At 61.8% G+C, this 23,218-nt stretch carries 26 protein-coding genes and 1 pseudogene; 8 read left to right on the forward strand and 19 right to left on the reverse strand.

The annotated features are described in order from the left end of the window. Positions 1–291: 291 nt before the first annotated feature. Positions 292–1,236: a diacylglycerol kinase family protein gene (locus RHEC894_RS06575; RefSeq protein ID WP_085736683.1), complete on the forward strand. Its 945-nt coding sequence runs from the start codon at positions 292–294 to the stop codon at positions 1,234–1,236. 17 nt (positions 1,237–1,253) lie between these two features. On the opposite strand, the gene RHEC894_RS06580 is transcribed toward RHEC894_RS06575, so the two are convergent. Further along, positions 1,254–2,606 carry a glutamine synthetase family protein gene (locus RHEC894_RS06580; RefSeq protein ID WP_085736684.1) on the reverse strand — a complete coding sequence of 451 codons (1,353 nt, stop codon included), beginning with the start codon at positions 2,604–2,606 and terminating at the stop codon, positions 1,254–1,256. Positions 2,607–2,689: 83 nt separating this feature from the next. On the opposite strand from RHEC894_RS06580, the gene RHEC894_RS06585 reads away from it, so the two are divergent. After that, positions 2,690–4,057: an aspartate aminotransferase family protein gene (locus tag RHEC894_RS06585; RefSeq protein WP_085736685.1), complete on the forward strand. Its 1,368-nt coding sequence runs from the start codon at positions 2,690–2,692 to the stop codon at positions 4,055–4,057. Between the two features lie 97 nt (positions 4,058–4,154). On the opposite strand, the gene RHEC894_RS33245 is transcribed toward RHEC894_RS06585, so the two are convergent. The 6 genes from RHEC894_RS33245 to RHEC894_RS06615 form a co-directional block, all read right to left on the reverse strand. After that, positions 4,155–4,427, reverse strand: coding sequence for a type II toxin-antitoxin system RelE/ParE family toxin (locus RHEC894_RS33245; RefSeq protein WP_085736686.1), 273 nt, complete (start codon positions 4,425–4,427; stop codon positions 4,155–4,157). Between the two features lie 33 nt (positions 4,428–4,460). Further along, a complete protein-coding gene (locus tag RHEC894_RS06595) occupies positions 4,461–4,712 on the reverse strand; it encodes a type II toxin-antitoxin system ParD family antitoxin (RefSeq protein WP_010068142.1) in 252 nt (83 codons plus the stop codon). 99 nt (positions 4,713–4,811) lie between these two features. Then, entirely contained in the window at positions 4,812–6,296 is a 1,485-nt protein-coding gene (locus RHEC894_RS06600; protein ID WP_085736687.1) for a glycosyltransferase family 39 protein, read from the reverse strand. Beyond that, positions 6,297–7,796: a glycosyltransferase family 39 protein gene (locus tag RHEC894_RS06605; RefSeq protein ID WP_085736688.1), complete on the reverse strand. Its 1,500-nt coding sequence runs from the start codon at positions 7,794–7,796 to the stop codon at positions 6,297–6,299. It abuts the gene before it with no gap. A gap of 12 nt (positions 7,797–7,808) precedes the next feature. Beyond that, entirely contained in the window at positions 7,809–8,825 is a 1,017-nt protein-coding gene (locus RHEC894_RS06610; protein ID WP_085736689.1) for a glycosyltransferase family 2 protein, read from the reverse strand. 136 nt (positions 8,826–8,961) lie between these two features. Further along, positions 8,962–10,455 carry a glycosyltransferase family 39 protein gene (locus tag RHEC894_RS06615; protein ID WP_085736690.1) on the reverse strand — a complete coding sequence of 498 codons (1,494 nt, stop codon included), beginning with the start codon at positions 10,453–10,455 and terminating at the stop codon, positions 8,962–8,964. Positions 10,456–10,639: 184 nt separating this feature from the next. Here RHEC894_RS06615 and RHEC894_RS06620 point away from each other — a divergent pair, with 184 nt between their 5' ends. After that, positions 10,640–11,602 carry a lysylphosphatidylglycerol synthase domain-containing protein gene (locus tag RHEC894_RS06620; RefSeq protein ID WP_085736691.1) on the forward strand — a complete coding sequence of 321 codons (963 nt, stop codon included), beginning with the start codon at positions 10,640–10,642 and terminating at the stop codon, positions 11,600–11,602. Here RHEC894_RS06620 and RHEC894_RS06625 read toward each other — a convergent pair. The 4 genes from RHEC894_RS06625 to RHEC894_RS06640 are packed head-to-tail and all read right to left on the reverse strand — an operon-like array spanning position 11,570 to position 13,909. After that, entirely contained in the window at positions 11,570–12,811 is a 1,242-nt protein-coding gene (locus tag RHEC894_RS06625; RefSeq protein ID WP_085736692.1) for an RNA polymerase sigma factor, read from the reverse strand. The genes RHEC894_RS06620 and RHEC894_RS06625 overlap by 33 nt on opposite strands. Positions 12,812–12,820: 9 nt before the next feature. Continuing rightward, positions 12,821–13,180, reverse strand: coding sequence for a YciI family protein (locus tag RHEC894_RS06630; RefSeq protein WP_085736693.1), 360 nt, complete (start codon positions 13,178–13,180; stop codon positions 12,821–12,823). A 2-nt stretch (positions 13,181–13,182) separates the two neighbouring features. Further along, on the reverse strand, positions 13,183–13,542 hold the full coding sequence (locus RHEC894_RS06635) for a YciI family protein (protein WP_085736694.1): 360 nt from the start codon (positions 13,540–13,542) through the stop codon (positions 13,183–13,185). A 10-nt stretch (positions 13,543–13,552) separates the two neighbouring features. Next, positions 13,553–13,909, reverse strand: coding sequence for a YciI family protein (locus RHEC894_RS06640; RefSeq protein ID WP_085736695.1), 357 nt, complete (start codon positions 13,907–13,909; stop codon positions 13,553–13,555). Positions 13,910–14,063: 154 nt separating this feature from the next. On the opposite strand from RHEC894_RS06640, the gene RHEC894_RS06645 reads away from it, so the two are divergent. Beyond that, the gene (locus tag RHEC894_RS06645) at positions 14,064–14,279 is read left to right on the forward strand and encodes a hypothetical protein (protein ID WP_010067465.1); all 216 of its coding nucleotides are present in this window, start codon (positions 14,064–14,066) and stop codon (positions 14,277–14,279) included. 9 nt (positions 14,280–14,288) lie between these two features. On the opposite strand, the gene RHEC894_RS06650 is transcribed toward RHEC894_RS06645, so the two are convergent. The 3 genes from RHEC894_RS06650 to RHEC894_RS06660 all read right to left on the reverse strand — a co-directional run bounded on the left by RHEC894_RS06650 (position 14,289) and on the right by RHEC894_RS06660 (position 16,666). After that, positions 14,289–15,791 (reverse strand): AMP nucleosidase, encoded by a 1,503-nt coding sequence (locus RHEC894_RS06650; RefSeq protein ID WP_085736697.1) that lies wholly within the window; start codon positions 15,789–15,791, stop codon positions 14,289–14,291. Between the two features lie 85 nt (positions 15,792–15,876). After that, positions 15,877–16,056 (reverse strand): hypothetical protein, encoded by a 180-nt coding sequence (locus RHEC894_RS06655; protein ID WP_085736698.1) that lies wholly within the window; start codon positions 16,054–16,056, stop codon positions 15,877–15,879. A 271-nt stretch (positions 16,057–16,327) separates the two neighbouring features. Continuing rightward, positions 16,328–16,666 carry a DUF2147 domain-containing protein gene (locus tag RHEC894_RS06660; RefSeq protein ID WP_085736699.1) on the reverse strand — a complete coding sequence of 113 codons (339 nt, stop codon included), beginning with the start codon at positions 16,664–16,666 and terminating at the stop codon, positions 16,328–16,330. A gap of 442 nt (positions 16,667–17,108) precedes the next feature. On the opposite strand from RHEC894_RS06660, the gene RHEC894_RS06665 reads away from it, so the two are divergent. Then, positions 17,109–17,375 carry a sel1 repeat family protein gene (locus RHEC894_RS06665; RefSeq protein ID WP_085736700.1) on the forward strand — a complete coding sequence of 89 codons (267 nt, stop codon included), beginning with the start codon at positions 17,109–17,111 and terminating at the stop codon, positions 17,373–17,375. 201 nt (positions 17,376–17,576) lie between these two features. Here the strand turns inward: RHEC894_RS06665 and RHEC894_RS06670 are convergent, their stop codons facing one another. The 3 genes and pseudogenes from RHEC894_RS06670 to RHEC894_RS33885 all read right to left on the reverse strand — a co-directional run. Next, on the reverse strand, positions 17,577–18,689 hold the full coding sequence (locus RHEC894_RS06670; RefSeq protein ID WP_085736701.1) for a pyridoxal phosphate-dependent aminotransferase: 1,113 nt from the start codon (positions 18,687–18,689) through the stop codon (positions 17,577–17,579). Positions 18,690–18,854: 165 nt separating this feature from the next. Further along, positions 18,855–19,256 (reverse strand): pilus assembly protein PilZ, encoded by a 402-nt coding sequence (locus tag RHEC894_RS06675; RefSeq protein ID WP_085736702.1) that lies wholly within the window; start codon positions 19,254–19,256, stop codon positions 18,855–18,857. A gap of 234 nt (positions 19,257–19,490) precedes the next feature. Next, positions 19,491–19,718 (reverse strand): annotated as a pseudogene (locus tag RHEC894_RS33885) (DUF2177 family protein); the annotation flags it as partial. A gap of 125 nt (positions 19,719–19,843) precedes the next feature. Between RHEC894_RS33885 and RHEC894_RS06690 the strand changes: the two are divergent. Further along, positions 19,844–20,290, forward strand: a complete 447-nt coding sequence (locus RHEC894_RS06690; RefSeq protein WP_085736704.1) for a host attachment family protein — start codon at positions 19,844–19,846, stop codon at positions 20,288–20,290. A 93-nt stretch (positions 20,291–20,383) separates the two neighbouring features. Here the strand turns inward: RHEC894_RS06690 and RHEC894_RS06695 are convergent, their stop codons facing one another. After that, complete coding sequence (locus RHEC894_RS06695) at positions 20,384–20,716, reverse strand: hypothetical protein (protein ID WP_010067041.1); 333 nt, start codon at positions 20,714–20,716, stop codon at positions 20,384–20,386. A 355-nt stretch (positions 20,717–21,071) separates the two neighbouring features. Between RHEC894_RS06695 and RHEC894_RS06705 the strand changes: the two genes are divergently transcribed. Both RHEC894_RS06705 and RHEC894_RS06710 read left to right on the forward strand, forming a co-directional pair. Further along, positions 21,072–21,512 (forward strand): glyoxalase superfamily protein, encoded by a 441-nt coding sequence (locus tag RHEC894_RS06705; protein WP_085736706.1) that lies wholly within the window; start codon positions 21,072–21,074, stop codon positions 21,510–21,512. Positions 21,513–21,594: 82 nt separating this feature from the next. Next, positions 21,595–22,962 (forward strand): MATE family efflux transporter, encoded by a 1,368-nt coding sequence (locus RHEC894_RS06710; RefSeq protein ID WP_085736707.1) that lies wholly within the window; start codon positions 21,595–21,597, stop codon positions 22,960–22,962. An 82-nt stretch (positions 22,963–23,044) separates the two neighbouring features. On the opposite strand, the gene RHEC894_RS32885 is transcribed toward RHEC894_RS06710, so the two are convergent. Further along, on the reverse strand, positions 23,045–23,206 hold the full coding sequence (locus RHEC894_RS32885) for a hypothetical protein (RefSeq protein WP_164517670.1): 162 nt from the start codon (positions 23,204–23,206) through the stop codon (positions 23,045–23,047). Positions 23,207–23,218: the final 12 nt, after the last annotated feature.

The following is a 23,218-nucleotide window of genomic DNA, read 5'->3' on the forward strand; positions in this document are numbered from 1 at the left end:
ATGCGGTTTTGGCTTGGCGATGACCGCTGGCGCGAGCGCGGCTGCGGGCCGATCATTCGAATGGCGGGAGGCGGAGGTACGTATCTCCGATATCGCTTATCTATCCCGGATGCATGGGCTGGCGTCGAGTGCGTTTTCTGCAGTGCAGCGTCCTGCTATGTGCATATGTCAGTTGCAATATTTGCATTTCAGCTGCTTCTTGCGAAAAGCGGCCGCGCTTGAAATCGCTGATACCGCAACCATCTCAGCAGCAAAGGCAGGATTGTTTCCGCGCCAGGGACGGGAGCTCTTATGAAGCTTGTAGGCTTTTTCAATCGCGACGGCGGCACCTTCCGGACCACCGACATGCTGGCCTACGAAAAGAGGGCGGAAGAAGCATTCCGCGATGCCGGGCACGATTTCGACGCCATCGTCTTCTCCGGCAAGGAGATCATTCCCGCCATGGAGCGGGCGGCCAGACGCGACGATATCGACGGCATCGTCGCCGGCGGCGGCGACGGCACGATCTCGGCGGCCGCATCGATCGCCTGGAAAAACGGCATTGCGCTTGGCGTCGTGCCCGCCGGCACGATGAACCTCTTTGCCCGCTCGCTGCGTGTGCCGCTCGATATCTGGCAGGCGCTTGATGTGCTTGCATCAGGCGAGATCGACAATGTCGATATTGCCAGCGCCAACGGACGGCCCTTCATCCACCAGTTTTCTGCCGGTCTGCATGCCCGCATGGTGCGCTATCGCAACGCCTACAGCTATCGCTCCCGATTGGGCAAGATCCGGGCGAGCACGAAAGCCGCCTTGGGCGTGATCTTCAATCCGCCGGAATTCGAGGTCGAGTTCCAGGCGGCCGGCATGCGCGAGCGCCGCAGGGTGTCGGCGATTTCGGTCTCCAACAATCCCTTCGGTGAGAACGCGCTGCTCTACGCCGACAATCTGAGAAGCGGCGAACTCGGCTTCTACACTGCAAATCCGCTGAAACCCCTCGGTGTCGCCCGCCTTGCCGTCGACATGCTGCGCGGCAAGGTGCGCGAGAATGCCGATGTCATGGTGATGCATCCGGCCGAGGTGCAACTGCATTTCCCGAAACTGCGATCCAAGGCCAATTGCGTCATGGACGGCGAGTTGCTGCCGCTCGAACGCGACGTTTCGATCCGGCTGCATCCGGGCGAGTTGAAGGTTCTCGTCAAACAGGGTCTCGCCGCGCAGGTGGATGCAGCCGAACGCCGCGAGCCTGCTGCGTAAATCGGGTGCTGAAGATTTCAGAGCCGCGGCAGATAGGTGCGATAGTCGAAATCTGAGACGCTGCGCAGATGCGCAAGCGCTTCCTTGCGCTTTGTGTCGCCATAGAGCGCCTGATAACGCGCGCCGAACATATCGGCGATGAAGGGAGAGGTACGGAAGGCCTCGACGGCGTTCAGGAAATCATGTGTCAGCCGCGTGGTGTTCGCAGGCGTATGCGAGGGCGTCGTCTCCTCGCCGGGGTCGAGTTCGTGGTCGAGACCGGCGAGCATGCCGCCGAGGATTGCCGTGAGCAGCAGATAGGGATTGGCGTCGGCGCCGGCCACGCGATGCTCGATGCGGGCGGCCGGTCCGTCCTTGTCGGGTATGCGGATCGCGGTGCCGCGGTGGCCGCTGCCCCAGGTGAGGTCGACGGGCGCAAACGAGCCCGGTTGGAAGCGGCGGTAGGAATTGGCGAAGGGGGCGAAGATCAGCTGCGCCTCGCGCATGCTGTTGAGCAGCCCGGCAGCAACCGATTTGAGCCGCTTCGGCTCGCCGCCCTTGGCATCGAGGATGTTGCGGCCTTGCCTGTCGATGACGCTCGCATGCACATGCAGGCCGGAGCCGGCATGCTCGGAATAGGGTTTGGCCATGCAGGTCGATTTCAGCCCGTGCCGGCGCGCCGCCTGGTCGGCGATACGCTTGAGGTAGAGGCAATCGTCGGCGGCCGCCAGCGCATCGGGGCGGTGCAGCAGGTTGACCTCGAACTGGCCGGGACCGAACTCCGCCGTCGTCGCTTCCGCCGGCAGTCCCTGCGCTTTCGCATAGGCCCTCAGCGTCCCGAGATAGCCGTCGAGCGCGTCGACGGCGCTCATGTCGTAAAGCTGGAAACCGTTTGGCTCGCCGCGATAGGTGAGGCTTTCGGGCGGGGAGGGGCGTCCGGTCTCACGCCAGTCTCCCGACATCACGTAGAATTCCAGCTCGGTCGCCACCACAGGCGTCAGGCCGCGCGAGGCATAACGTTCCAGTATCGAGGCGAGGATGGCGCGCGGGTCCATGAAGCTGGGGCTGCCGTCGAATTCATGCATGGTGGCGAGCACCTGCATCGAGCCCTCGGGCGCCCAGGGCATCGGCGCCAGGCTGCGCCGGTCGGGAATTACCTTGCCATCGGGATCGCCGATCGTCAGCGACAGGCCGGTGATATCGTCATTGTCGTCGCCCCAGATGTCGAGCGATTGCGTCGAGGTCGGCAGGCGGATGTCTCCGGCCCAGACCTTGTCCTCTGCGCCCGGCGGCAGCTGCTTGCCGCGCAGATCGCCGTTCATACCGACGATCAGGATTTCGAAACGCGGGTCGCCACCCCAGGCCTTGCCGTCCATCCTGTCGCTCGCCATGGCCTTGAAAATCCTCCGGGACAAGGCCAAGCTCCTATCTCATCGACAGCAGCCTTTCAATCCGCGAGGATCTTTCACCAGCCATGCCCGATACTTACCCACCCTCGAACCTTGCGGCGATCGACGCCGCGCATCACCTGCATCCCTTCGCCGACATGAAGAAGCTGAATGCCGAAGGCACGCGCATCATCCAGCGCGGCGACGGCTGCCACATCTTCGACGATCGCGGCAGGAAATATCTCGATGGCTTCGCCGGCCTCTGGTGCGTCAATATCGGCTATGGCCGCCGGGAGATCGCAGACGCCGTCGCCAGGCAGATGAACGAACTGCCCTATTACAACACCTTCTTCGGTACGAGTTCGACGCCGGCGACGCTGCTGGCTGAGAAGGTGACCTCGCGTGCCGGGGAACGTTTCAACCATATCTTCTTCACCGGTTCCGGTTCGGAGGCGAACGACACCTGGTTCCGCATGGCGCGTGTCTACTGGAGCGCCGTCGGCAAGCCGTCGAAGAAGATCGTGATATCGAGGAAGAACGGCTATCACGGGTCGACCGTCGCCGGCGCCAGCCTCGGCGGCATGAAATACATGCATGAACAGGGCGATCTGCCGATATCAGGCATCGTCCATATCGGCCAGCCCTACTGGTATGGCGAGGGCGGCGATCTCTCACCTGCCGAATTCGGTCTCAAGGTCGCCGGCGAGCTGGAAGCGAAGATCGACGAACTGGGCGAGGAGAATGTCGCCGCCTTCGTCGCCGAGCCCGTGCAGGGCGCTGCCGGCGTCATCATTCCGCCTGAAACCTACTGGCCGGAGATCGACCGCATCTGCAAGGCGCGCAATATCCTGCTGGTGACCGATGAGGTGATCTGCGGTTTCGGCCGGCTGGGCGCCTGGTTCGGCCATCAGCATTTCGGCGTCGAGCCGGATCTCGCGCCGATCGCCAAGGGGCTGTCCTCCGGCTACCTGCCGATCGGCGGCGTGCTCGTCAGCGACCGCATCGCCGATGTGCTGATCAATGAGGTCGGTGAGTTCAATCACGGCTTCACCTATTCCGGCCATCCGGTCTGCGCCGCCGCCGCCCTCGAAAACCTGCGCATCATCGAGGAGGAAAGGTTGATCGAACGGGTGCGCGACGACATCGGCCCCTATTTCGGCAAGGCCTGGGCAGCCCTTGCCGACCACGATCTGGTCGGCGAGGCCGTCAGCATCGGCCTGATGGGCGGCCTGCAGCTTGCTGCCGAAAAGAGCAGGCGCACGCGTTATGAGAAGCCCGACCAGGTCGGGGCGCTGGTGCGCAACCATGCGCTGGCCAACGGCCTCGTCCTGCGCGCCACTGGCGACCGGATGCTCGCCTCGCCACCGCTCGTCATCAGCCATGCGGAGGTGGACGAGATGGCACGGATTACCAAGTTGGCGCTGGACTTGGCCTGGAAGGAGCTGAAATCCTGATTTCGCTTGGAGCGACCGGTCGACCTGGGCATATGCAGAGCCGGTTCCGACGACGGAAATGATCGTAGCGGCTTGTTGCCCAGGGAATTCCTCGGGCCTAGAAATCGAAATCCTGTGGCTTGATATCCTCCGCGCCGTGTTTCACGCGTAGGATCACGATGCGGTCGTGATAGGAGCGATAGTAGATACAGCGGTTCCGGTATGGCAGGCCACGCAGGCCTTCCGCGATGTGGTCGCGAGGAGATCCGGTGAAGTCCACTTCGGCGATCCACGCGATCTTTGCGGTCAGGTCGTCCAGAAACTCCCGCGCGTAACAGGGCTGCTCTCGGCGATATAGCGCCGGATATTGCGTAGATCCTTGATGGCGGATGGCGCGATAATCAGGCGCTTAGGTTTAAGGGCCTTAGCTTTCGTTCATGACGTCTTCGAGGATATCCGCGCTGGTTGCGTATTCCTTGCCGAGGCCGGCTTCAATCTCGGAGTCGGCCGCCTGAATGTCCCTGCGTAGCGCCTCTATTTTCAGTTCGTGGTCGGCGAGCATACGGATGCCAGCCCGCACGGCTTCAGTTTCCGTACCGAACCGGCCATTCCGGACAAGATCCGATAGAATCCCGTCATAGGTATCGCCAAGGGAAAAAGTCTTTGCGCGTGCCATGTGATGACTCCTTACCCTTTAATATGTGGCAAAATGCAATACTTTTGCAATACCGACTGCATCGGGGGAGGCTATCCTGCCGGCAATGTGATGTTGAGCTCAAGGCTGGTTGATCCAAGCATAGCCGAATCGGTAGCGGTCATCGCCGCGCTGATAGAAATAGGGCACGTCGATCACCAATGCCTCGGGTGCGGATGCGCCGAGATTGGTCTGCAGCCATTCAGCCATGTCGGGCGGCAGCGCTTCGCTTCCGCCCTTCGGCGGTATCAGCCACGCGAGGAGAAGCGGTCGTCGGTCGGCGATATTGGGGTGGAAGCCGGGATAATCCACGGAGAGGACCGGCACGCCGGGAATATCCTGCCTGAGGTTGCCGGCAAGCAGGCTGTCGCCGGCAAGGATCGCCGCCGGCTCGGCCTGTTTGCGCAAGGTCTCCAGCATCGTGGCATAGGGCCTGTTCAGTCGTTCATAATGACCGGTGAAACGTGCGGCCGCGACGCTGCCGTAAAGGGCGGCCGGCACGCCGATCATGATGATGGCGACGGCGACCATGAAACGCCGGAACGCCTTGCCTGTCGCGACATCGGCGGCTTCGATCTTCAGGCAGAAATAGAGCGGCAGGATAAAGAGCATCGGCACCAGCCAGCGGTCCTTTATGCCGGCCGCGCCGCCGAAGACGATCAGAAACAGAACGCCGGCGAGGAAGACGAGCATCATCCGTTCGATCAACCGCGTCCATTGCGAGCCTGAAGTGAGCGCCGGGCGAAGGCCCTTGCCGAAGACGACGGCGAAGACCGCCACCGTCAATCCGGCAAAGCTGATGGTGGCGAGCGCGAGCGAGCTGACACCCATGGCCACCTGCGCGGGATAGCTCGCGTGGCCGCTCGCGGTCATCTTTTCCAGCGTGCGGGCGGTGGCGAAATCCAGATTGTCCTTCAACCAGAAGAGATGTGGCAGGGTAATGACGAATGCCAGCGCCGCCGTCAGCACCAGCCGCCAATCGAAGATCCGCGGCCGCAGGCGCGCATCCGAAAGCGCGGCAATCAGAGCTGCTGCCGGCAGGATCGCGAAATTATATTTGGCCAGCAGGCCGAAACCGACGCCAATACCGGCGATGAGATAGGAGGCAAGGCTCGGCTGCTTCAGGCTGCGGATGAAGCCGTAGAAGAAGATGCTGGCCGAGAAGAACACGGCGACCGTGTGCGTCAAGTCGCGCTGCATCTCGAAAGCCATCTGCGGGATCGTCAGCAGCCCCAGCGTTGATATCGCCACCAGCGCCTTGTCACGCAGGATGAGGCGCGCGGTCAGGCCGTAGAGCAGGTAGGAACCGAACAACAGAAGGTTCTTCACGAGAGAAAGCGCAGCAAGCGAGACGCCGGCAAACTGAAAGACGGTATATTGCAGCCAATTGTAGAAGGGTGGCTGCGGGCCGTAGCCGGCGGCAAGCCATTGCGAGCGGAAGGCCTGTTCGGCTTCATCGAGATCGAGCGAATGGGAGGTTGCGAGCCGCACGCCGACCTGAAGCAGGAAATAGGCGGCGAGCAGGGCAAAGATCCACCTGATGTCGCGATTGTTGGTCTCGCTCATCTATCTCGGCCCCGGCTGAACCCAGGCGTAACCGAGCGCGAAATTGTCGCCTTGGCGGCCGAAGTAATAGGGAAGCGACAACGAACCGATCTCCTGCAGCGCGATATCGGCCGCCGTCAGTGCCGATGAAAACCGCTCCGGCATCACCGCATCCGCCGCCGCGGCCGTCTTCTTGCCGCGCCAGACGATCAGCACCGGCCCCTTGGCCTCGGCGAAGGCCGGAATGCCTGGCGCCGGAAAATCCGGGGTCACCACTGGCACATCAGGAAATTGCAGCCGCATGTTGCCGGCGACATAGGTGTCGGAGGCGATCACCAGCGCCGGTTGCCCCTGTCGCGTCATCTCGCGGAAAAGCGCCGCCATCGGCACGTTCGGCCTGGCATAGACGCCGATCAGCCCGGCGCCGACGACACGCAGGCCGAGTGCGATCAGCACGCAGGCCATCAGCACCGGCAACACCGGCCGCAGGCGGCGCAGCCCGGCGGAAAGGTCGATGCCGGCAGCCTGCATTTTCGCCAGGAAATAGATCGGCAGCACCAGCAGGAACGGGTCGAGCCAGCGCTCACGCACCGTGGTCGAGCCGGTGAAGAGGACGATGAGGGCGATGCCGGCGAGGCTTGCGAGCATCATCCGCTCCATCATCCCGGTCCAGCGGTTTCCGGCCGAAAGAGCCCGGATGAAATGCCGGCGGAAGGTGGCCGCGAAGATTGCGACCGGCAGCGCCGCAAAGGCGATGATGGCGACGACAAAAGCAAGAAGGCCTTTGCCGATCCGCACGATGCCGGCAGGTTCGTTGCCGGCGGCCATCTTGACCAGAGTATCGGAGGAGGCGAAGGCGAGATTGTTCTGAAGCCAGATCGCGTGCGGCAGGATGATGACGAGCGCGACGGCGATTGCCACCAGGATGCGCCAGTCGAGCGCCCTGCGCCGCCATTCGGTATCGGGCAGGATGGCGATCAAGGCAGCGACAGGCATCAGCGCGAAATTATACTTCGAGATCAGCCCGAAGCCGGTCGCAAGCCCGAGAAGCAGGTAACTCGCCATATCGGGCCGGTCGAGTGTGCGGAAGAAGCCGTAGAGAAACAGCGCGCTGGCAAAGAGCAGCGCCGTCGTGTGGGTCAGGTCCTGCTGGGCCATAAAGGAGACCTGGGGCAGGGTGATCAGCGACAGCATGGTGATGGCGGCCAGTGCCTCATCCTTCAGTGCACGCCGCCCGGCAAGGCCATAGAAGAGATAGGACAGGAACAGCAGGATGTTCTTGGGCACGATCAGCGCGCCGATCGACATGCCCGTCAGCGAAACGACGGCATATTGCATCCAGTTGTAGAAGGGCGGCTGCGGGCCGTAGCCCGCCAGCAGATATTGCGAGAAGAAGGATTGCTCGGCCTCGTCGAGCTCCAGCGAATGCGGAAGCGCGATGCGCAGCACGATGTTGAGCACGAAATAGGCCGCAAGCAGCAGGCCCGCGGTTTTGATCGTCCTCGTCGCGCGCTCCAGCATCGTGCCGCCGGCTTAGGCTTGGCTTTGATCGTCGAAGATCTGCCGCACGATATAATTCGGAGAGGCGTCGTCGCGGTAATAGGTGCGCGCGATCATCTCCGCCAGGATGCCGGTGGTGATCATCTGCACCGAGGAAAGCAGCAGTACGACGCCGACCATCAGCATCGGGCGGGTGCCGATATCGTTGCCCATGATGAACTTGTCGAAGCCGAGGTAGAGGAGGATCAGCATGGCGATAGCACCGAGGCCAAGACCGAGCGAGCCGAAGAAATGCCCGGGCCGCGCCTTGTAGCGCATGAAGAACATCACCGACAGCAGGTCGAGGATGACGCGGAAGGTGCGCGAAATGCCGTATTTCGAAACCCCGTGCTCGCGAGCATGGTGGGTGACGGCCATCTCGCCGATGCGCGAGCTCGGGACGACACCGGCGACCCAGGCCGGGATGAAGCGGTGCATTTCGCCCATCAGCTTCACCTGCTTGATGATCGAGGCACGGTAGATCTTCAGGCTGCAGCCGTAATCATGCAGCTTGACGCCGGTGATGCGGCCGATCAGGTAGTTGGCGCACCAGGAAGGGATCTTGCGCAGGAACAGGCCGTCCTTGCGGTTCTTGCGCCATCCCACAAGGAGATCGAGTTCACGCCGTTCCAGTTCGGCGACCATCGAAGGAATGTCCTTCGGATCGTTCTGCAGGTCGCCATCCATCGTCGCGATCAGCCGGCCGCGGGCCGTGTCGATACCCGCCTGCATGGCGGCGGTCTGGCCGAAATTGCGCTGCAGCTCGACGATCCTGAGCGTCAGCCCCTCGCGCCCGACGAATTTGCGGGCGTTGACGAGTGTCGCATCCGTGCTGCCGTCGTCGACGAGGATCAGCTCCCACTGATCGGGATAGGCGGACATCGCAGCCACGACACGCTCGACGAGCGGACCGACGCTTTCCTCTTCGTTGAAAATGGGCACGACCAGCGACAGCTCGAGCGATTGTACCGGATCATTCGTACCGCGAATGGGCTCTACCGTTGTCTGCAATTTCATCTCCAAAAGGCCGGGCGGCCGAGCAGTCTTACTGCCGCCGCCGCGCTTGCGGAACGCTAGTACATGAAGTGTCCGCCCGTTGCCAGCGGGCAATGCCGGTTTCCCCGCAATCGGTTGAGCTGCGTGAACGCTATTTTGCGCCTCCCTCCACCCAGGAGTAACCGATGGAGAAGCTCTTTTTGCCGTTGCTGAAGAGATAGGGCAACGTCAGCGTGTTCAACTCCTGGAGATGGATGCCAGATCTCACGAGATCACTCGCGAAGCTCGGGGAAATTGTCGGGTCGTCGGCGGTTTCGCCACGCCAGATAACGAGCACCGGCCCCTTGGCAGTCGCATATTCGGGAACCCCGGAACCGGGGAAGAACGGGATGACGACGGGAACGTCGGGGAATTCCAGCTTCATGTTGCCGGCTACGAACTTGGTGCCGGCCACGATGAGAACCGGCTTGCGGGTCGCGGTCAGTTCGGCCGCGTAGCCGGAGAAGGGAACGTTCGTTCGCGTATAGGTGCCGATATACTGAATGGCAACGATCCGCAGCAGAAGGATTGCCAGGATGACGACCATGAAGGCCGGCACCACGAGCCGGAAGCGCGCAAGGCCGGCGGAAAGATCGAAGCCTGCGGCCTCCAGCTTCAGGAACAGATAGATCAGCAGGACGAGCAGGCAGGGATCGAGCCAGCGTTCGTGGATATCGCTCGCGCCGGCGAAGACGACGATACCGGCGAAGGCGATCAGGCTGACGATCATCATCCGCTCGATTACCCGGATCATCGGGCTGGTCGCGGCAAGTGCACGGAAGAAATCCCGTCGGAAGGCTGCCGCGATAATAACGATCGGCAATGCGACGAAGCCGAGTACGGCGATGGCGAGAGACAACAGTCCCTGTCCGATACGGGGGAGGCCGGCGGCGGCCTCGTGCTCGGCGGTCATCCGCTCCAGCGTCGGGCCCGAAGCGCTGGCGAGATTGTCGGGCAGCCAGAGCGCGTGCGGCAAAACGATCAGAATGGCGATCGCGATCGCCGGCAGCAGACGCCAGTCGAACAGGCGGCTGCGCCACTTCCAGTCGGGCAGGACGGCGATGAAGGCGGCAAATGGCAGGATGGCGAAATTATATTTGGAGATCAGGCCGATGCCGGTGGCGATGCCGATGACGAGATAGCTCCCGACTGTCGGCTGGCGAAGTGTGCGGAAAAAGCCGAAGAGGAAGAGCGAGGTTGCAAATAGCAGGGCAACGGTATGGGTCAGCTCGCGCTGCGCCATCAGCCCCACCTGCGGCAAGGTAATCAGGCTCAGCATGGCGATGGGGGCGAGCAGACGGTTCTTCAATACCTCGCGGGCAGCCAGCCCATAGAACAGATAGCAGCCGAAGAGAATGATGTTCTTCGGAACCGAGAGCGCCCACATCGTGATCCCGGTCACCGAGACGATGGCGTATTGGATCCAGTTGTAGAAGGGCGGCTGTGGGCCGTAGCCGGCAAGCAGGTATTGCGAATAGAAGGATTGCTCCGCCTCATCGAGATCGAGCGTATGCGGCAGCGCAATCCGGAGCACGATGTTCAGCAGGAAATAGACTGCCAGAAAAAGGCTCGCGCTCGTAATGCTTCTGGTAATGCGCTCCAACATCGATCTCCAAGTCAGGCCGGCGAGGCGCCGCGATCTATCGGTCCGCCGCGGGGTTCGATGGCCTTAAAGCGATCTCGCCGCCATCGCCGTCAACTCCGCCGTTGTGCGCAACCCTCATTTCTCCTAAAACGCCTGGCGACGGAAACGAGGCCTGTGCCGACGCCAAGTAAGGAATGCCTACTACATGAAGAGTTCGATCGTTGAAAGCCAGCAGTCCTGGTTTATGCGCAACCGCATGACGGTGCTGACGGTCGTAATTGTCGCAGCCTATGCGCTCTTCATACAGTGGTTCTGGGGTTGGCCCGTCATCATCAGCCAATGGGCCGATGTCGGCGCAGGCCCGGTGATCGGCGCGCTCGTGGCGCTGACGAGCACCTATTTCCTGCGCACCTGGCGCATCTACGATTATTTTCCGCAGGAAACCGCGGGCCGGTTCGCCACCCTTTTCCGCGTCACGCAGATCCACAATCTCCTGAATATCATGCTGCCCTTCCGCACCGGCGAGACCAGCTTTCCCCTGCTGATGCGCACCGAATTCGGCATTCCGCTGACGCGCGGAACCTCGGCGCTGTTCGTCATGCGGCTGCTCGACCTGCACGCCCTGCTGGCGGCCGCCGGCATCGGCTTTGCGCTCGCCGCGGCCGATGGGCTCGTCGCATGGTCGCTTTGGGCTGTTTTCCTGCTGCTGCCGGTCGCAGTTTTCGCCGCGCGCAAGCCACTGCTGCGTGTCGCTGCCAGGCTGTTGCCTGCGAAGGTGCAGAAATTCGTTGCCGAGATCGAAAACGGTCTGCCGCTTGATGCCGTTGCCTTTGCGCGTGCTTGGGCGATGACCGTCGTCAACTGGCTGGTGAAGGTGATCGTGCTCGCATGGGCGCTCGGCCTGATGGGGGTGCTGCCGATGGCAGCGAGCTTCGGTGGCGCGCTCGGCGGCGAACTTTCCTCGGTGCTGCCGATGCACGCGCCGGGCGGCGTCGGCACCTATCCGGCCGGCATCACCGCCGGCGCCATTGCGCTCGGAGCCTCGAGCGAGCGGGTAGCACTTGCCGCACTGGCGCAGGCGAGCGTCAATGCCCATCTGCTGATCATCGTCTCGGCACTGACCGGCACGGCGATCTCACTGCCGCTCGGGCGTCGCGGCAAACTCTGAAATCCGCTTTCTGAGAAAGGCCTGCTCCGGCTCCTGCCGGCAGAGCGACAGCGCTTTCTCATAGGCCGCGATCGCTTCCTCGCTCCGGCCGAGACGGCGCAGGAAATCGGCCCGCGCCGAATGGGCGAGGTGATAGGCCAGCAGCTCCCCGCGGCCGAAAATGGCATCGACCAGATCCAGCCCCTTGGCCGGCCCGTCCGCCATCGCGACCGCCACGGCGCGATTGAGCTCGACGATCGGCGAGGGTTGTGCCGCCTGAAGCAGCTCATAGTAAAAGGCGATCCGCCGCCAATCGGTTTCTTCGGCCGTCGGCGCCCTGGCATGCTCGGCGGCAATCGCTGCCTGCAGCGTATAGCTGCCGATCTCTCCCGGGCGCATCGCTTGGGAAAGCAGGGCCAGGCCTTCCGCAATCTTCGCATGATCCCAGAGCGAGCGGTCCTGATCGGCAAGCAGCACCAGCGATCCCTGTTCACTGCTGCGGGCGGAGCGGCGGGAATCCTGCAGCAGCATCAGCGCCAGGAGGCCACAGACGTCGGGGTGCGGCAGCAGCTTGAGAAGCAGCCGTGCCAGCCGGATCGCCTCCGCGGTCAGGTCGGCGCGGACCACATCTTCACCCGAAGAGGCGGAATAACCTTCGTTGAAGACGAGATAGATGACGTGCAGCACCTGGTCGAGCCGTTGAGGCAGTGCCTCGCGGGCAGGCACCTCGTAAGGGACCTTCGCCGCCCGGATCCTGCCCTTGGCGCGCACGATCCGCTGCGCCACGGTCGGCGCCGGAATGAGGAAGGCATGGGCGATCTCTTCGGTGGTCAAACCGCAGATCTCCCGCAGCGCCATCGCCATCTGCGCATCGGCCGGAATGACCGGATGGCAGCAGGTGAAGATCAACCGCAGCATGTCGTCCTCGATCGCTTCCATCTCGCCGATCTCTGTTGCATCGGGCGTGTAGAGGCTGTCCTCGATGTGGTGCTGCGAGGCATCGAAGCGCGCCCGCCGCCGGATCGAATCGATCGCCTTGAAACGCCCGGTGGAAACAAGCCAGGCAAAGGGGTTGCCGGGGATGCCGTCGGCCGGCCATGTCCGGGCGGCGGCGGCAAAGGCATCGTGGAGCGCTTCCTCAGCCCGGTCGAAATCCCCGAGCAGGCGGATCAATGTCGCCAGCACCCGGCGCGACTGCGTTCGGTAGATTTCTTCGATGACGCGTTCCAAAGGCACACCTCAATCCGGCAAGGTCAGCATCCTGACCGGCCTGAGTTCGACCGCGCCGAAACGCACCGAAGGGATCCGCGCGGCGATCTCCTTTGCCTTGGTCATGTCGGGCGCCTCGATGACGTAGAAGCCGGCCAGATGCTCCTTCGTCTCGACATAGGGACCATCGGTGGCGGAGAGCGTGTTGTTGCGAACGCGCAGCACCGTCGCCTGGTCTGGCATCTCCAGCGCATCGGCATGGATCATGATGCCTTGGCGGCGCAGTTCCTCATCGAAGGCGAAATGCGCCTTGATGAGTTCGTTGGTTTCGTCAGGCGCCAGCGTCCCGTCCGTGTCGGCGCTGTTATAAATCAGGCAGATGTAGCGCATGGCTATTTCCCATCCTGGATCGCGTAAGTCGGGCGCACTTCGATCGAGGAATATTTGAGGATCGGAAAACTCGACACGATCGTCTTCGCCGCCTCGATAGTCTCGGCTTCTACAAGCACAAAACCGCCGAGATGCTCTTTGATTTCGGCAAAGGGGCCATCGGTCGCAGAGGTTTCGCCATTGCGCAGGCGGACGGTGATCGCCGTTGACGGATCATGCAGAGCGAGCGCCACCAGCAGGTGACCGCTCTCGCGCCAGCGATTGTCGCTAATGATGCACTCCTGTGTGAGCGCATCCCATTCGCTCTGAGGGACCAGCTTGCTCTTCTCCGTGTCGAACCAGATCTGGCATAGAAATTTCATCGGTCTCTCCTCATTTGGCGCCGAATTCGTGGACGGGCCGCACCTCGATCGCGCCGAGTTTGGCAAGCGGGATGCCGGCGGCAACGCGGATCGCCTCATTGAGGTCCTTGGCCTTGATCAGGATAAATCCGCCGAGCGCCTCCTTCGTCTCAGCAAAGGGGCCGTCCGTTACCGACAACTCGCCGCTCCGCACCCGGACCGTGACTGCCGATTTCGGCGGCTGCAGCGCCTGGGCGACGATCATATGCCCGCTGTCGACGAGGTCCTTGTCGTAATTGAGGGAATTTGCGTCGAGCTCGGCCTTCTCCTCTTGCGTCATGGCCTCGAGCATCGCGCCGTCGAACCAAACCTGACAGAGATATTTCATCGCAGGCAGCCTCCTTGCAGGGTTTCATACCTCTGGACGAACGGGTTGCGGGCATTTCGACAGCAACGAGAAAAAATCTTTTGTGCCCGTCCGTGTCGAAATCGCAAGGCAGCACTCGACAAGGCTTCGTCGAAACCTGTCGAGGAGAATAGCAATGAGTATTCTTGAAATCGCGCTGGCAAGCCAGATCTGGGCCCGCCGTCATGAGAAGCGTCAGCCGGATTTCGAAGAAAGCGACGGATGGAAGGTTTTGCTGCGCACCGCCTTCGTCTTCGTCGCCTTCACCCTGCTGATTGCAGGGCTGAACATCGCCGCCGGCAGGCCACAGATGCTCGCGCAGAGCGCGGCACCTGTCGTGACCGGCCGGTAAGGAAACGGCCTATTGGAAGGCCGTCTCGAAGAAGCTGCGCAGCTTGCGCGAATGCAGTGCTTCCTTCGGCATGGCGGCGAGCTTCTGCACGGCGCGGATGCCGATCTGCAGATGCTGGTTGACCTGCGTGCGATAAAAGGCCGTCGCCATGCCCGGCAGCTTCAACTCGCCGTGCAGCGGCTTGTCGGAGACGCAGAGCAGCGTGCCGTAGGGCACGCGGAAGCGGAAGCCGTTGGCGGCGATCGTTGCCGATTCCATGTCGAGCGCGATCGCACGCGCCTGGGAAAGCCGCTTTACCGGCCCGCGCTGGTCGCGCAGTTCCCAGTTGCGATTGTCGATCGTGCCGACGGTGCCGGTGCGCATGATGCGCTTCAGCTCGAAACCCTCGTAACCGGTGATTTCGGCGACGGCCGCTTCCAGCGCCACCTGCACTTCGGCGAGCGCGGGAATCGGCACCCAGACCGGCAGGTCGTCGTCGAGAACATGGTCCTCGCGCATATAGGCATGGGCGAGAACATAATCGCCGAGCCGCTGGCTGTTGCGCAGACCGGCGCAATGGCCGAGCATCAGCCAGGCATGCGGGCGCAGCACGGCGACGTGGTCGGTGATCGTCTTGGCATTGGAAGGGCCGACGCCGATATTGATCATGGTGATCCCGGCATGGCCCTTCTTCTTCAGGTGATAGGCCGGCATCTGCGGCAGGCGGGCAAGTGTCGCATCCGTTTCCGGCGCGCTCGATCCGGGCAGGGTGACGATGTTGCCGGGCTCGACGAAGGCGGTGTAACCGTCGCCGCCCTCCGCCATCAGCTTGCGCGCCCAGCTGCAGAATTCATCGATATAGAACTGGTAGTTGGTGAACAGCACGAAATTCTGGAAATGCTCGGCATGCGTCGCCGTATAATGCGACAGGCGGGCGAGCGAATAATCGATGCGCTGAGCGGTGAACGGCGCCAGCGGCGAGGGCTCTCCCGGCGGCGGGATATATTCGCCGTTGGCGATCTCATCGTCGGTGGTGTTGAGATCGGGCGTATCGAAGATATCGCGCATCGGAATGTCGATGAAGGCGTTGGTGGACGCTTCCACATGCGCACCCTCGCCGAAGGCGAAGTGCAGGGGGATCGGCGTCGTCGATTCCGAGACGATGACCGGAACATTGTGGCTCTTCACCAGGAGCGCCAGCTGCTCTTTCAAGTAATGCTTGAAGAGCTTCGGCCGGGTGACTGTCGTCGTATAGATGCCCGGTGCCGTGACATGGCCGTAGGAAAGGCGCGAATCGACGTGGCCGAAGCTTGTCGTCTCGATGCTGACCTGCGGATAGAAAGCACGGTAGCGCGAGGAGATCGGAGCGCCTTGCGCAAGCTCGGTGAAGCTCTTGATCAGGAAAGCCGTATTGCGCTCATAAAGCGCCGTCAGCGCTTCCACGGCCTTGGCCGGATCATCAAAGCTCTGCGGCTGAAAAGGGGGGGGCGAGGATATATCGAGGGGCGGTAAAGGGGAGATTCGTTTGTTCATGACGCATTATAGAGAGTTGTTTTTGACAAGCAAACGACGCGCGCCGGCAGAATCCGATTATTTTCCTCTTCGGTGTCGGATGCACTCACTGCACCGATGGCGTGCAGAATGTGCCGTTTCTCTCCAGGCAGGTATAGCTCGCCCCGAAATGCGACTGCGCGCCGCCGCCGCCATTGTGCACCACGACCGCCGAAAACGTGAAGGCGAAGATCGCCGCAAACAGCGTGATGATGCTGAAGCGTCTTGCCAGAATATACATGTCCATTGCCTTGCCCCCGATACGCAACTCTATCGTGAGAAGAGTTTTGCCATGGGCCGGCTGAATGAGTGCTGAGATACCGGTTCATCCACCGTTCATGGAAGTCAGCCGGCTAAGGGCTCGGGAACGGGCGGCATCTGTGTTTCGATGGGCTATTCCAGCCCGTGCGCGACCATTTGGATTGTTTCCACGAGCAGGGCCGCAAAGAAGTTCGAGACATGCCGGCCTCGGCATGCCTTTGCGCTGCCACGGTAATTGCGGAGGCGTGTTTTTGGCCTCAGAGCCGCGTCCAGGTCTGGGACTTGCAGAGGATCTTCATCACGCAGCCCTGCATCCGCAGCGAATTGCCGGAAATCTTGCCGGAGCCGCTATAGGTTTTCTCGGCGGCCGGATCGGTGATCTCACCGGCATAGCTGCCGCCGGTTCCAGCAAGCGTGCCGATCTTCCGGCCGGCGTATTTGCCGGTCTTCAGCGTCACGCAATAACTGCCGCCGCAGGATGCGATCACCGCCGTATCGCCGGCAGCCGTCTTCCAGTTGCCGACGATCGGCTCCTCGGCATGCACGATACCGGCGATCACTGTAATGGCTGCGGCGAGAACGAAGCTGCGGATCATCTTTTCCTCCATGATGCCCCTGATGGTCGGCGAAAATAGCTGACGCGAACGTAAAGGTAAATATGTGCGGTGGCTTCTCTAAACCCGGGAAAAACGGTAGAAAAAAGCCGTCTGGCGAGCGTGCGGCCATATCGCCTGCTGATTTCATGATGAACGATCCCTTTATTTTCAAATCTGAATCTTTCGTAAAATTCGCGCGAAAGTCCTTAATTCGCAAGGCATCTGATGTTTAACAAAAATCCAAATTTACCAAGCATTTGCACTTTGTTTGTCTAGAATTAATCATGCATTTTAGGCGTTTTTTGAAAGCCGTTTGGCATAGTGAACCCATCAAACGAGCGGGGCAAACCCGCCGGACCGCAAGGGCCGCAAGCCGCGATAGACGGCAAGGCCCGGAGGTAAAACAGGGTAAGTCATAAACAGGCTAACAGGGATAAAACCGATGGCACGCTTTGAAATGCACAATGCTGAAACGGCCACCATGGGTGGCGACAACAGCGCCGATGTCTTCTGTGAAATGGGTCTGATGTATGCAACCGGCCGCGGCTGCGACGTCGATCTGGTCGCAGCTCACAAATGGCTCAACATCGCCGCAATCAAGGGCAACGACCGCGCCGCCGAGCTTCGCGCCGACGTGGCCGCCGCCATGGACAAGATGCAGATCGTCGCGGCGCTGCGCGCCGCCCGCGAATGGATGACGGTTCACTGAGACCGTTTCCAACTGAGAATATCGATAGAATAACAACCTCGAAAAGAGGGGGACTGGCGGGACGCTTTGGACGCGGCCGGCGCCGGGAGAAGAGAACCGCGACCGGATCCTCCACCGGCCGCGGCTCTTGCTGTTTTACTTTAAAGAGTGAGAGCATGACGTCGCCCGAAAACCGCTGACACTTTTCGGCATCCTGCTCCATCAGCCGATCTGTTTCAGCACCTGCGGCAGCGCGTCTTCGAGAAGCGCCATATCCGCTTCCGGCCCGACGCTGACGCGGATGCAGCGGTTGAGCGGCGCCACGCCAGGCATGCGGATGAAGACGCCGCGTTCCATCAGCCCGTCGACGATCGCACGTGCGTAAGCGCCGTCATGGCCGGCATCGATTGCCACGAAATTCGTCGCCGAGGCCAGGGGCTGAAGACCGTTCGCCCGGGCGATACCGCCGATCCGTTCCCGCGCCGCGTGGATCTTCCCGACCACCTCGACGAGATAGGCCTGGTCCTTGAGGGCGGCGAGCGCTGCCGCCGTCGCCAGCCGGTTCATGCCGAAATGATTGCGGATCTTGTCGAAGGCCTGCGCCGTGCCTGCTGTCGAGATCACGTAGCCGATGCGTGCGCCGGCAAGTCCGTAGGCCTTGGAGAAGGTGCGGGTGCGGACGACGTTCGGCAGCTCGATCAGCGAGGCGATCGACGGCAGCGACCCTGCCGGCCCGGTTTCGCTATAGGCCTCGTCGAGCACCAGCAGCGTTGTCTCGGGCAGCGCCCGGGCGAAAGCGACGATCCTCTCGGCATCCCACCAGCTTCCCATCGGATTGTCGGGATTGGCGAAATAGACGAGCGGCGCCTTCTCTCGCTTGACCGCATCGAGCAGGCCGTCGAGATCCTCGCGGTTGTTGACGTAGGGAACGCTCACCAGGCGGCCGCCGAAACCGGCGACATGGAAGTTGAAGGTCGGATAGGCGCCGAGCGAGGTGACGACGAGCGCTCCAGGCTCGATCACCAGCCGGACGATCTGGCCGAGCAGTTCGTCGATACCGCCGCCGATGGCAATATTGGCGGCGGCCACGCCGAGATGAGCGCCAAGTGCTTGCCTCAGCGCGAAATTCTCCGGGTCATTGTATTTCCAGATATTGCCGGCCTCTTCGCGCATCGCCGCAAAGACCGAAGGGGCGGGACCGAAGCCGTTCTCATTGGCGCCGATGCGCGCCGAAACGGCAAGTCCGCGCTGGCGCTCGATGGCCTCGGGACCGACGAAGGGGACTGTGGAGGGCAGGGCGCTGGCAAGCGGGGTGAAGCGCGAAAATGCGGACATGCGACGGCGGTTTCCCGGATATCGTGACAATTGGCGAAACAATAGGCCCGGGCACGACCAACGCAAGCAAGATTATTTCCGCAGCGACGGCGCCGCGCGTCCTTTCAGACGCAAAGACGCCGGCTCCGATTTAAGGAACGGTGCGGCAGCCTATTGCCGCGCTGTTCACGCGCGGAAGATCGGCGCGCGCCGGGCGGCGATCGCTTCCATATTGCCGACGAGGAAGTCGGTGCGGACGACGCGGCGCAGAACCTCAGGGTCCATGATGTTGATGAACCGCACGCCGATGCGTTCTTTGTGGCGGTAGACCTCGGCGCAGCCGATCCGATAGGCGAGGCCGAGAATGTTGAGATAATAATGTTTCGGCAGACCGGCGGTGGTGGACACGATGAACGTGGCGCCGCCCTGCGAAATATCGATGATCTCGGCGCTTCGCATGGAGACGCCGGTGAGGCACGGCCGGACGGCGACGATGCGGGCTGGCCGCTTGACGCTGAACTCTTCCCAGCGCATGTCGTAGACAGCGGACTTGACCGTGGCAAGGTGTGTGGCGCGGAGCATAGACATTCACATTCTCCGTCAGTCAGGACGCATTTGGGGTTTAATCATAGCAAGCAGGTCTTGATGATGAGCGGCGGTCGATCACGATCAAGCGGATATCGATCCCAATCAAGGTCACATGAATGTTTTGCACATTCGTCAACGATAAAATTACAATTTTAACGAGTTCAAACTTTGTTCCCAAGCGGGACGCCCCGATGTTCATTATCGGGACGCGGTCCTTCATTCCGAAGTCTCGGTTCAGCCGAAATTTCTGGCGGCGAGACATCCGCCGCCGGCGGTCAGCGCCGTCAGCAAGGTGCCGCAGATCATCTCGACAAGGCCCATGAAAGTGGCCAGCGGCTAGGTTGGTGACGTCGTACGTGCCATAGGCCGCCAGTCCCGGAATGGCACCATGGAGAAAGGCGGTGGCGACAGGGCCTGCAACGCGGCAAGCACAATTACCGCGGCGGCAAAGAACAAATAGAAAGTGCCGGCTTGGTCGCTGGCCGATCGATTTTGCCGCAATTTTCCCGAACTCTTTCAATGGCCGGGCGTTGTGCCTTCATCGATGAAGCAGGGCGCGCTTCAAACGACGACAGCGAGGAGTTGATATGACCGACGTCAAGATCCCTTGGAAATCATGGGTGGTGGTCTGCAATGGAGCCAAGGCTCTGATCATGAGGAATGCCGGCGATGCCACGCTGATGAACCTGAAGGTGCTGGAAACCCTGACGCAGCCGAATGAGCCCGATCGCGAACTCGGCGCCGACAAACCCGGCCGCAGCCATACCGCCGACGGCTTCAGCCGCAGCGCCGTCGAAGAGACTGATTGGCACGATCAGGCCGAAGTCCAATTTCTGCAACACGTGGCGGAAAGGCTGGACGAACTGGCGCAAGAAAAGGACGCCCCCGGTATTATCCTCGTTGCGCCGCCGAAGGCGCTAGGCGCAATACGTCCGGTACTCAGCGCCGACACGCAGGCGGCGATATCAGCGGAATTGGCGAAGGACTACACCAATATGCCGGTCGATGAGATCGAGCGGCATCTCGCGGCCTGAGGCCGTTTGCGCAACCGGGGAACGCGGATTGACGGCCCGCGTTTTTCGTGTCGGGTGCGCTGCACGCTGACAGCTCACGGATGGAAAAGAGCCTCAGGTTTCGAAGCTCAGTCGCAGAACGTGGTGCAGGAATTCCGGATTGAGCAGCATGTTGAAGCCGATCGTCACCAATTCGCCTTCGCGCTTGACCATGGTTGCGCCGATCTCGTCATGGATGCCGAGGATTTCAAGGAAGAAATGGCTCGGCATATCCAGGTTCGGGCTGACTTCAAGCAGTGCGCCGGCGAGTGTGATCGTGCGGATCAGGCAGCGCACCTGCGTTCCGGTGCTGAGATGGTGGCCGACGAAGATGATGTTGCCCGGCCTGTCGAGATTGAATTCCCTGTAAGCACGTTCCGGCTTGGGGTGTTCTGTGTCGAGGTGCATCTGAAAGGCCCTTTTAGCCTCCGCTTATTCCACGACAGGACATTAGCTGAAGAATGCTGATGGCAGCTTAACAACATCGATAAGATTGACCGCTTCTGTCAGACTTGCAGGAAAATCGCACCGATTTCGTGCAGATTTGCCCCAAATTTGTTCATTCCCCGCGCACTTGCGCCATTCTTGACACGGCGGCGACGTTCGCGCATACAAAGGCCGGTTCGAGGCACCGGCCGCTCGCGGATGAAAATCCATGGTGAAGCCCTCGCGATCATGGTCACGGCCTCTTGTGCATGCTGACTGACGGCAATGCGGGCCCCCATCCACAGTCGAAGAGCATGCCTTGCGAAGGCTTTACTCCATGACGACGACTTATCCTGCCATTGACGAATTGAAGGCCCAGGCCAAGCGCCTGCGCCAGGCGATGAACGACCGCGGCACCGCGCTGACGCACAGTGGGGCCCTGGAACTGATTGCCCGCCAGCACGGCGCGCGCGACTGGAACACGCTTGCGGCCCTTGCGGCAAAGCCGAATACCGGTCCGAAGACGCAGCTCTTCGTCGGCGCCCATATTCGCGGCCGTTATCTCAATCAGCCGTTCACCGGCGAAATTCTCACGCTTTCGGCCCTGCCGGGTGGCGATCTCCAGCGGATCACCATCCATTTCGACGAGCCGGTGGATGTCGTCACCTTCGACAGCTTTTCGGCCTTTCGCCGGCGTGTGAGCGCGCAGATCGATGCTGATGGCGTGTCGCCGCGGAAGACCTCGAACGGCGTGCCGCATCTGGTGCTCGATCTCTAATTTCTTCCATTTCTTCGCGACGATCCGTATCCGCATGATTTCCAGCCGGATCGGACGTCGCTCGACATCGCACGGACTTTCCATGACCGATCTTTCCAAAGGCAACGTCTTTCTTACCGGCTGGCTGCCGGGCGTCTTCATCAAAACGGCGGCGCCGATCATCGCGATCACCACCGTCAACGGCCTCTTCACCGTCGTCGACGCCTATTTCCTCGGCGCCTATGTCGGCCCCGATGCGCTTTCGGCCGTCAGCCTGATTTTCCCCGGGCTGATGCTGTTGATCGCCCTGCAGTCGCTCGTTTCGAACGGCATGGCGAGCATCCTCGCCCGCCGGCTCGGGGCAGGCGATTGCCAGGGCGCGGCCAGGCTATTTGCCGGCGCCCACACGCTGGCGCTGGCCGTCACCCTGATCCTCAACATGCTCTATTGGAGCGCTGGCCGGCAGATTATCGATGCCGGTGCTGCGGGCAACGCCGCGGTAGCCGATGGCGCGATGCTGTTCATGGGCGCGATGATCGCCTTTGCACCGGTCTGCTTCTTCCTGTCGCTGCATCTCGACGGGTTGCGCTGCGAAGGCAAGATCGGGTTCATGACGCTGGTGACGCTGTCGGCCTCGCTGCTGAACATCCTCGCCAACTGGCTGTTCATGGCGGTGATGCATTGGGGTGTGCTCGGCTCGGCGGCCGGCTCCATCGCATCGCAATTCGTCTGCCTTGCAGCGGTGCTGGTCTACCGTTGGCGCCGGCCGGCGGCACTCAGGCCTTCCCGGGGAGCCGCCCTTGCCGAGTGGCGCGGCATCTTCGTTTTCGGCGCGCCGATGAGCCTCGGCTTCATCGGCATATCGCTGGCATCGGCCGCCATTCTGATCAACGTCTCGCTCTGGAGCACGCATGATCATACCGCGACGGTGGCCGCCTACGGCATCATCACCCGGATCATGACCTTCACCTATCTGCCGCTGCTCGGCCTCAGCATCGCCCTGCAGACGATCGCCGGCAACAATCACGGCGCCGGCTTCAAGCTTCGCGTCGGTCGCAGCCTGCAGATCGCCATGCTTGCAGCGCTTGTCTATTGCACGCTGGTGGAGATCGCCGTCGAGCTCACGGCCGGCCGCCTCGGCGCCGTCTTCGTCGCCGACCCCGCCGTAACGGCCGAGGTCAGGCGAATTCTGCCCTGGACGATCGGCGCCTATTTCCTCTTCGGGCAGATGCTGATTCTGTCGTCCTATTTCCAGTCGATCGGCGATGCGCCGCGCGCGGCGATCTTCGGCCTGTCACGGCCCTATCTGCTCACCCTGCCGCTCACCTTCCTGCTGCCTTTTGTGTTCGGTGAGCAGGGGATCTGGATGGTGCCGGTCTTCGCCGAGGCAGGCATGGTCGTCCTTGCCTTGCTGGTGCTGTCGCAGAACGCCAGACGCCGCGGCTGGCGCTACGGGCTTCTTCCGGTCTGAAAGGCCGTGCTCTCCAAGAACCGACCCCGAAAGTTGGACACCAACCTCGGGGTCGGTTCATCTGTGGCTTTGCAGATACCGTCTATTCCCTGCCTGTCGCAGCGGCCGACGTCGCGGCTTCCGCTTCGTTCAGCGCCTCGGCGCATTCCTGGCAGCAGACTTCGACGGTCTTGCCGCCGAGTTTGACGGTGATGGTTTCCGCGCCGAGTTCGCAGTCGCAGGCAGCGCACGTCGTCTTCTTCATTGGATGATCCTC

Source organism: Rhizobium sp. CIAT894 (assembly GCF_000172795.2).
GTDB lineage: Bacteria > Pseudomonadota > Alphaproteobacteria > Rhizobiales > Rhizobiaceae > Rhizobium.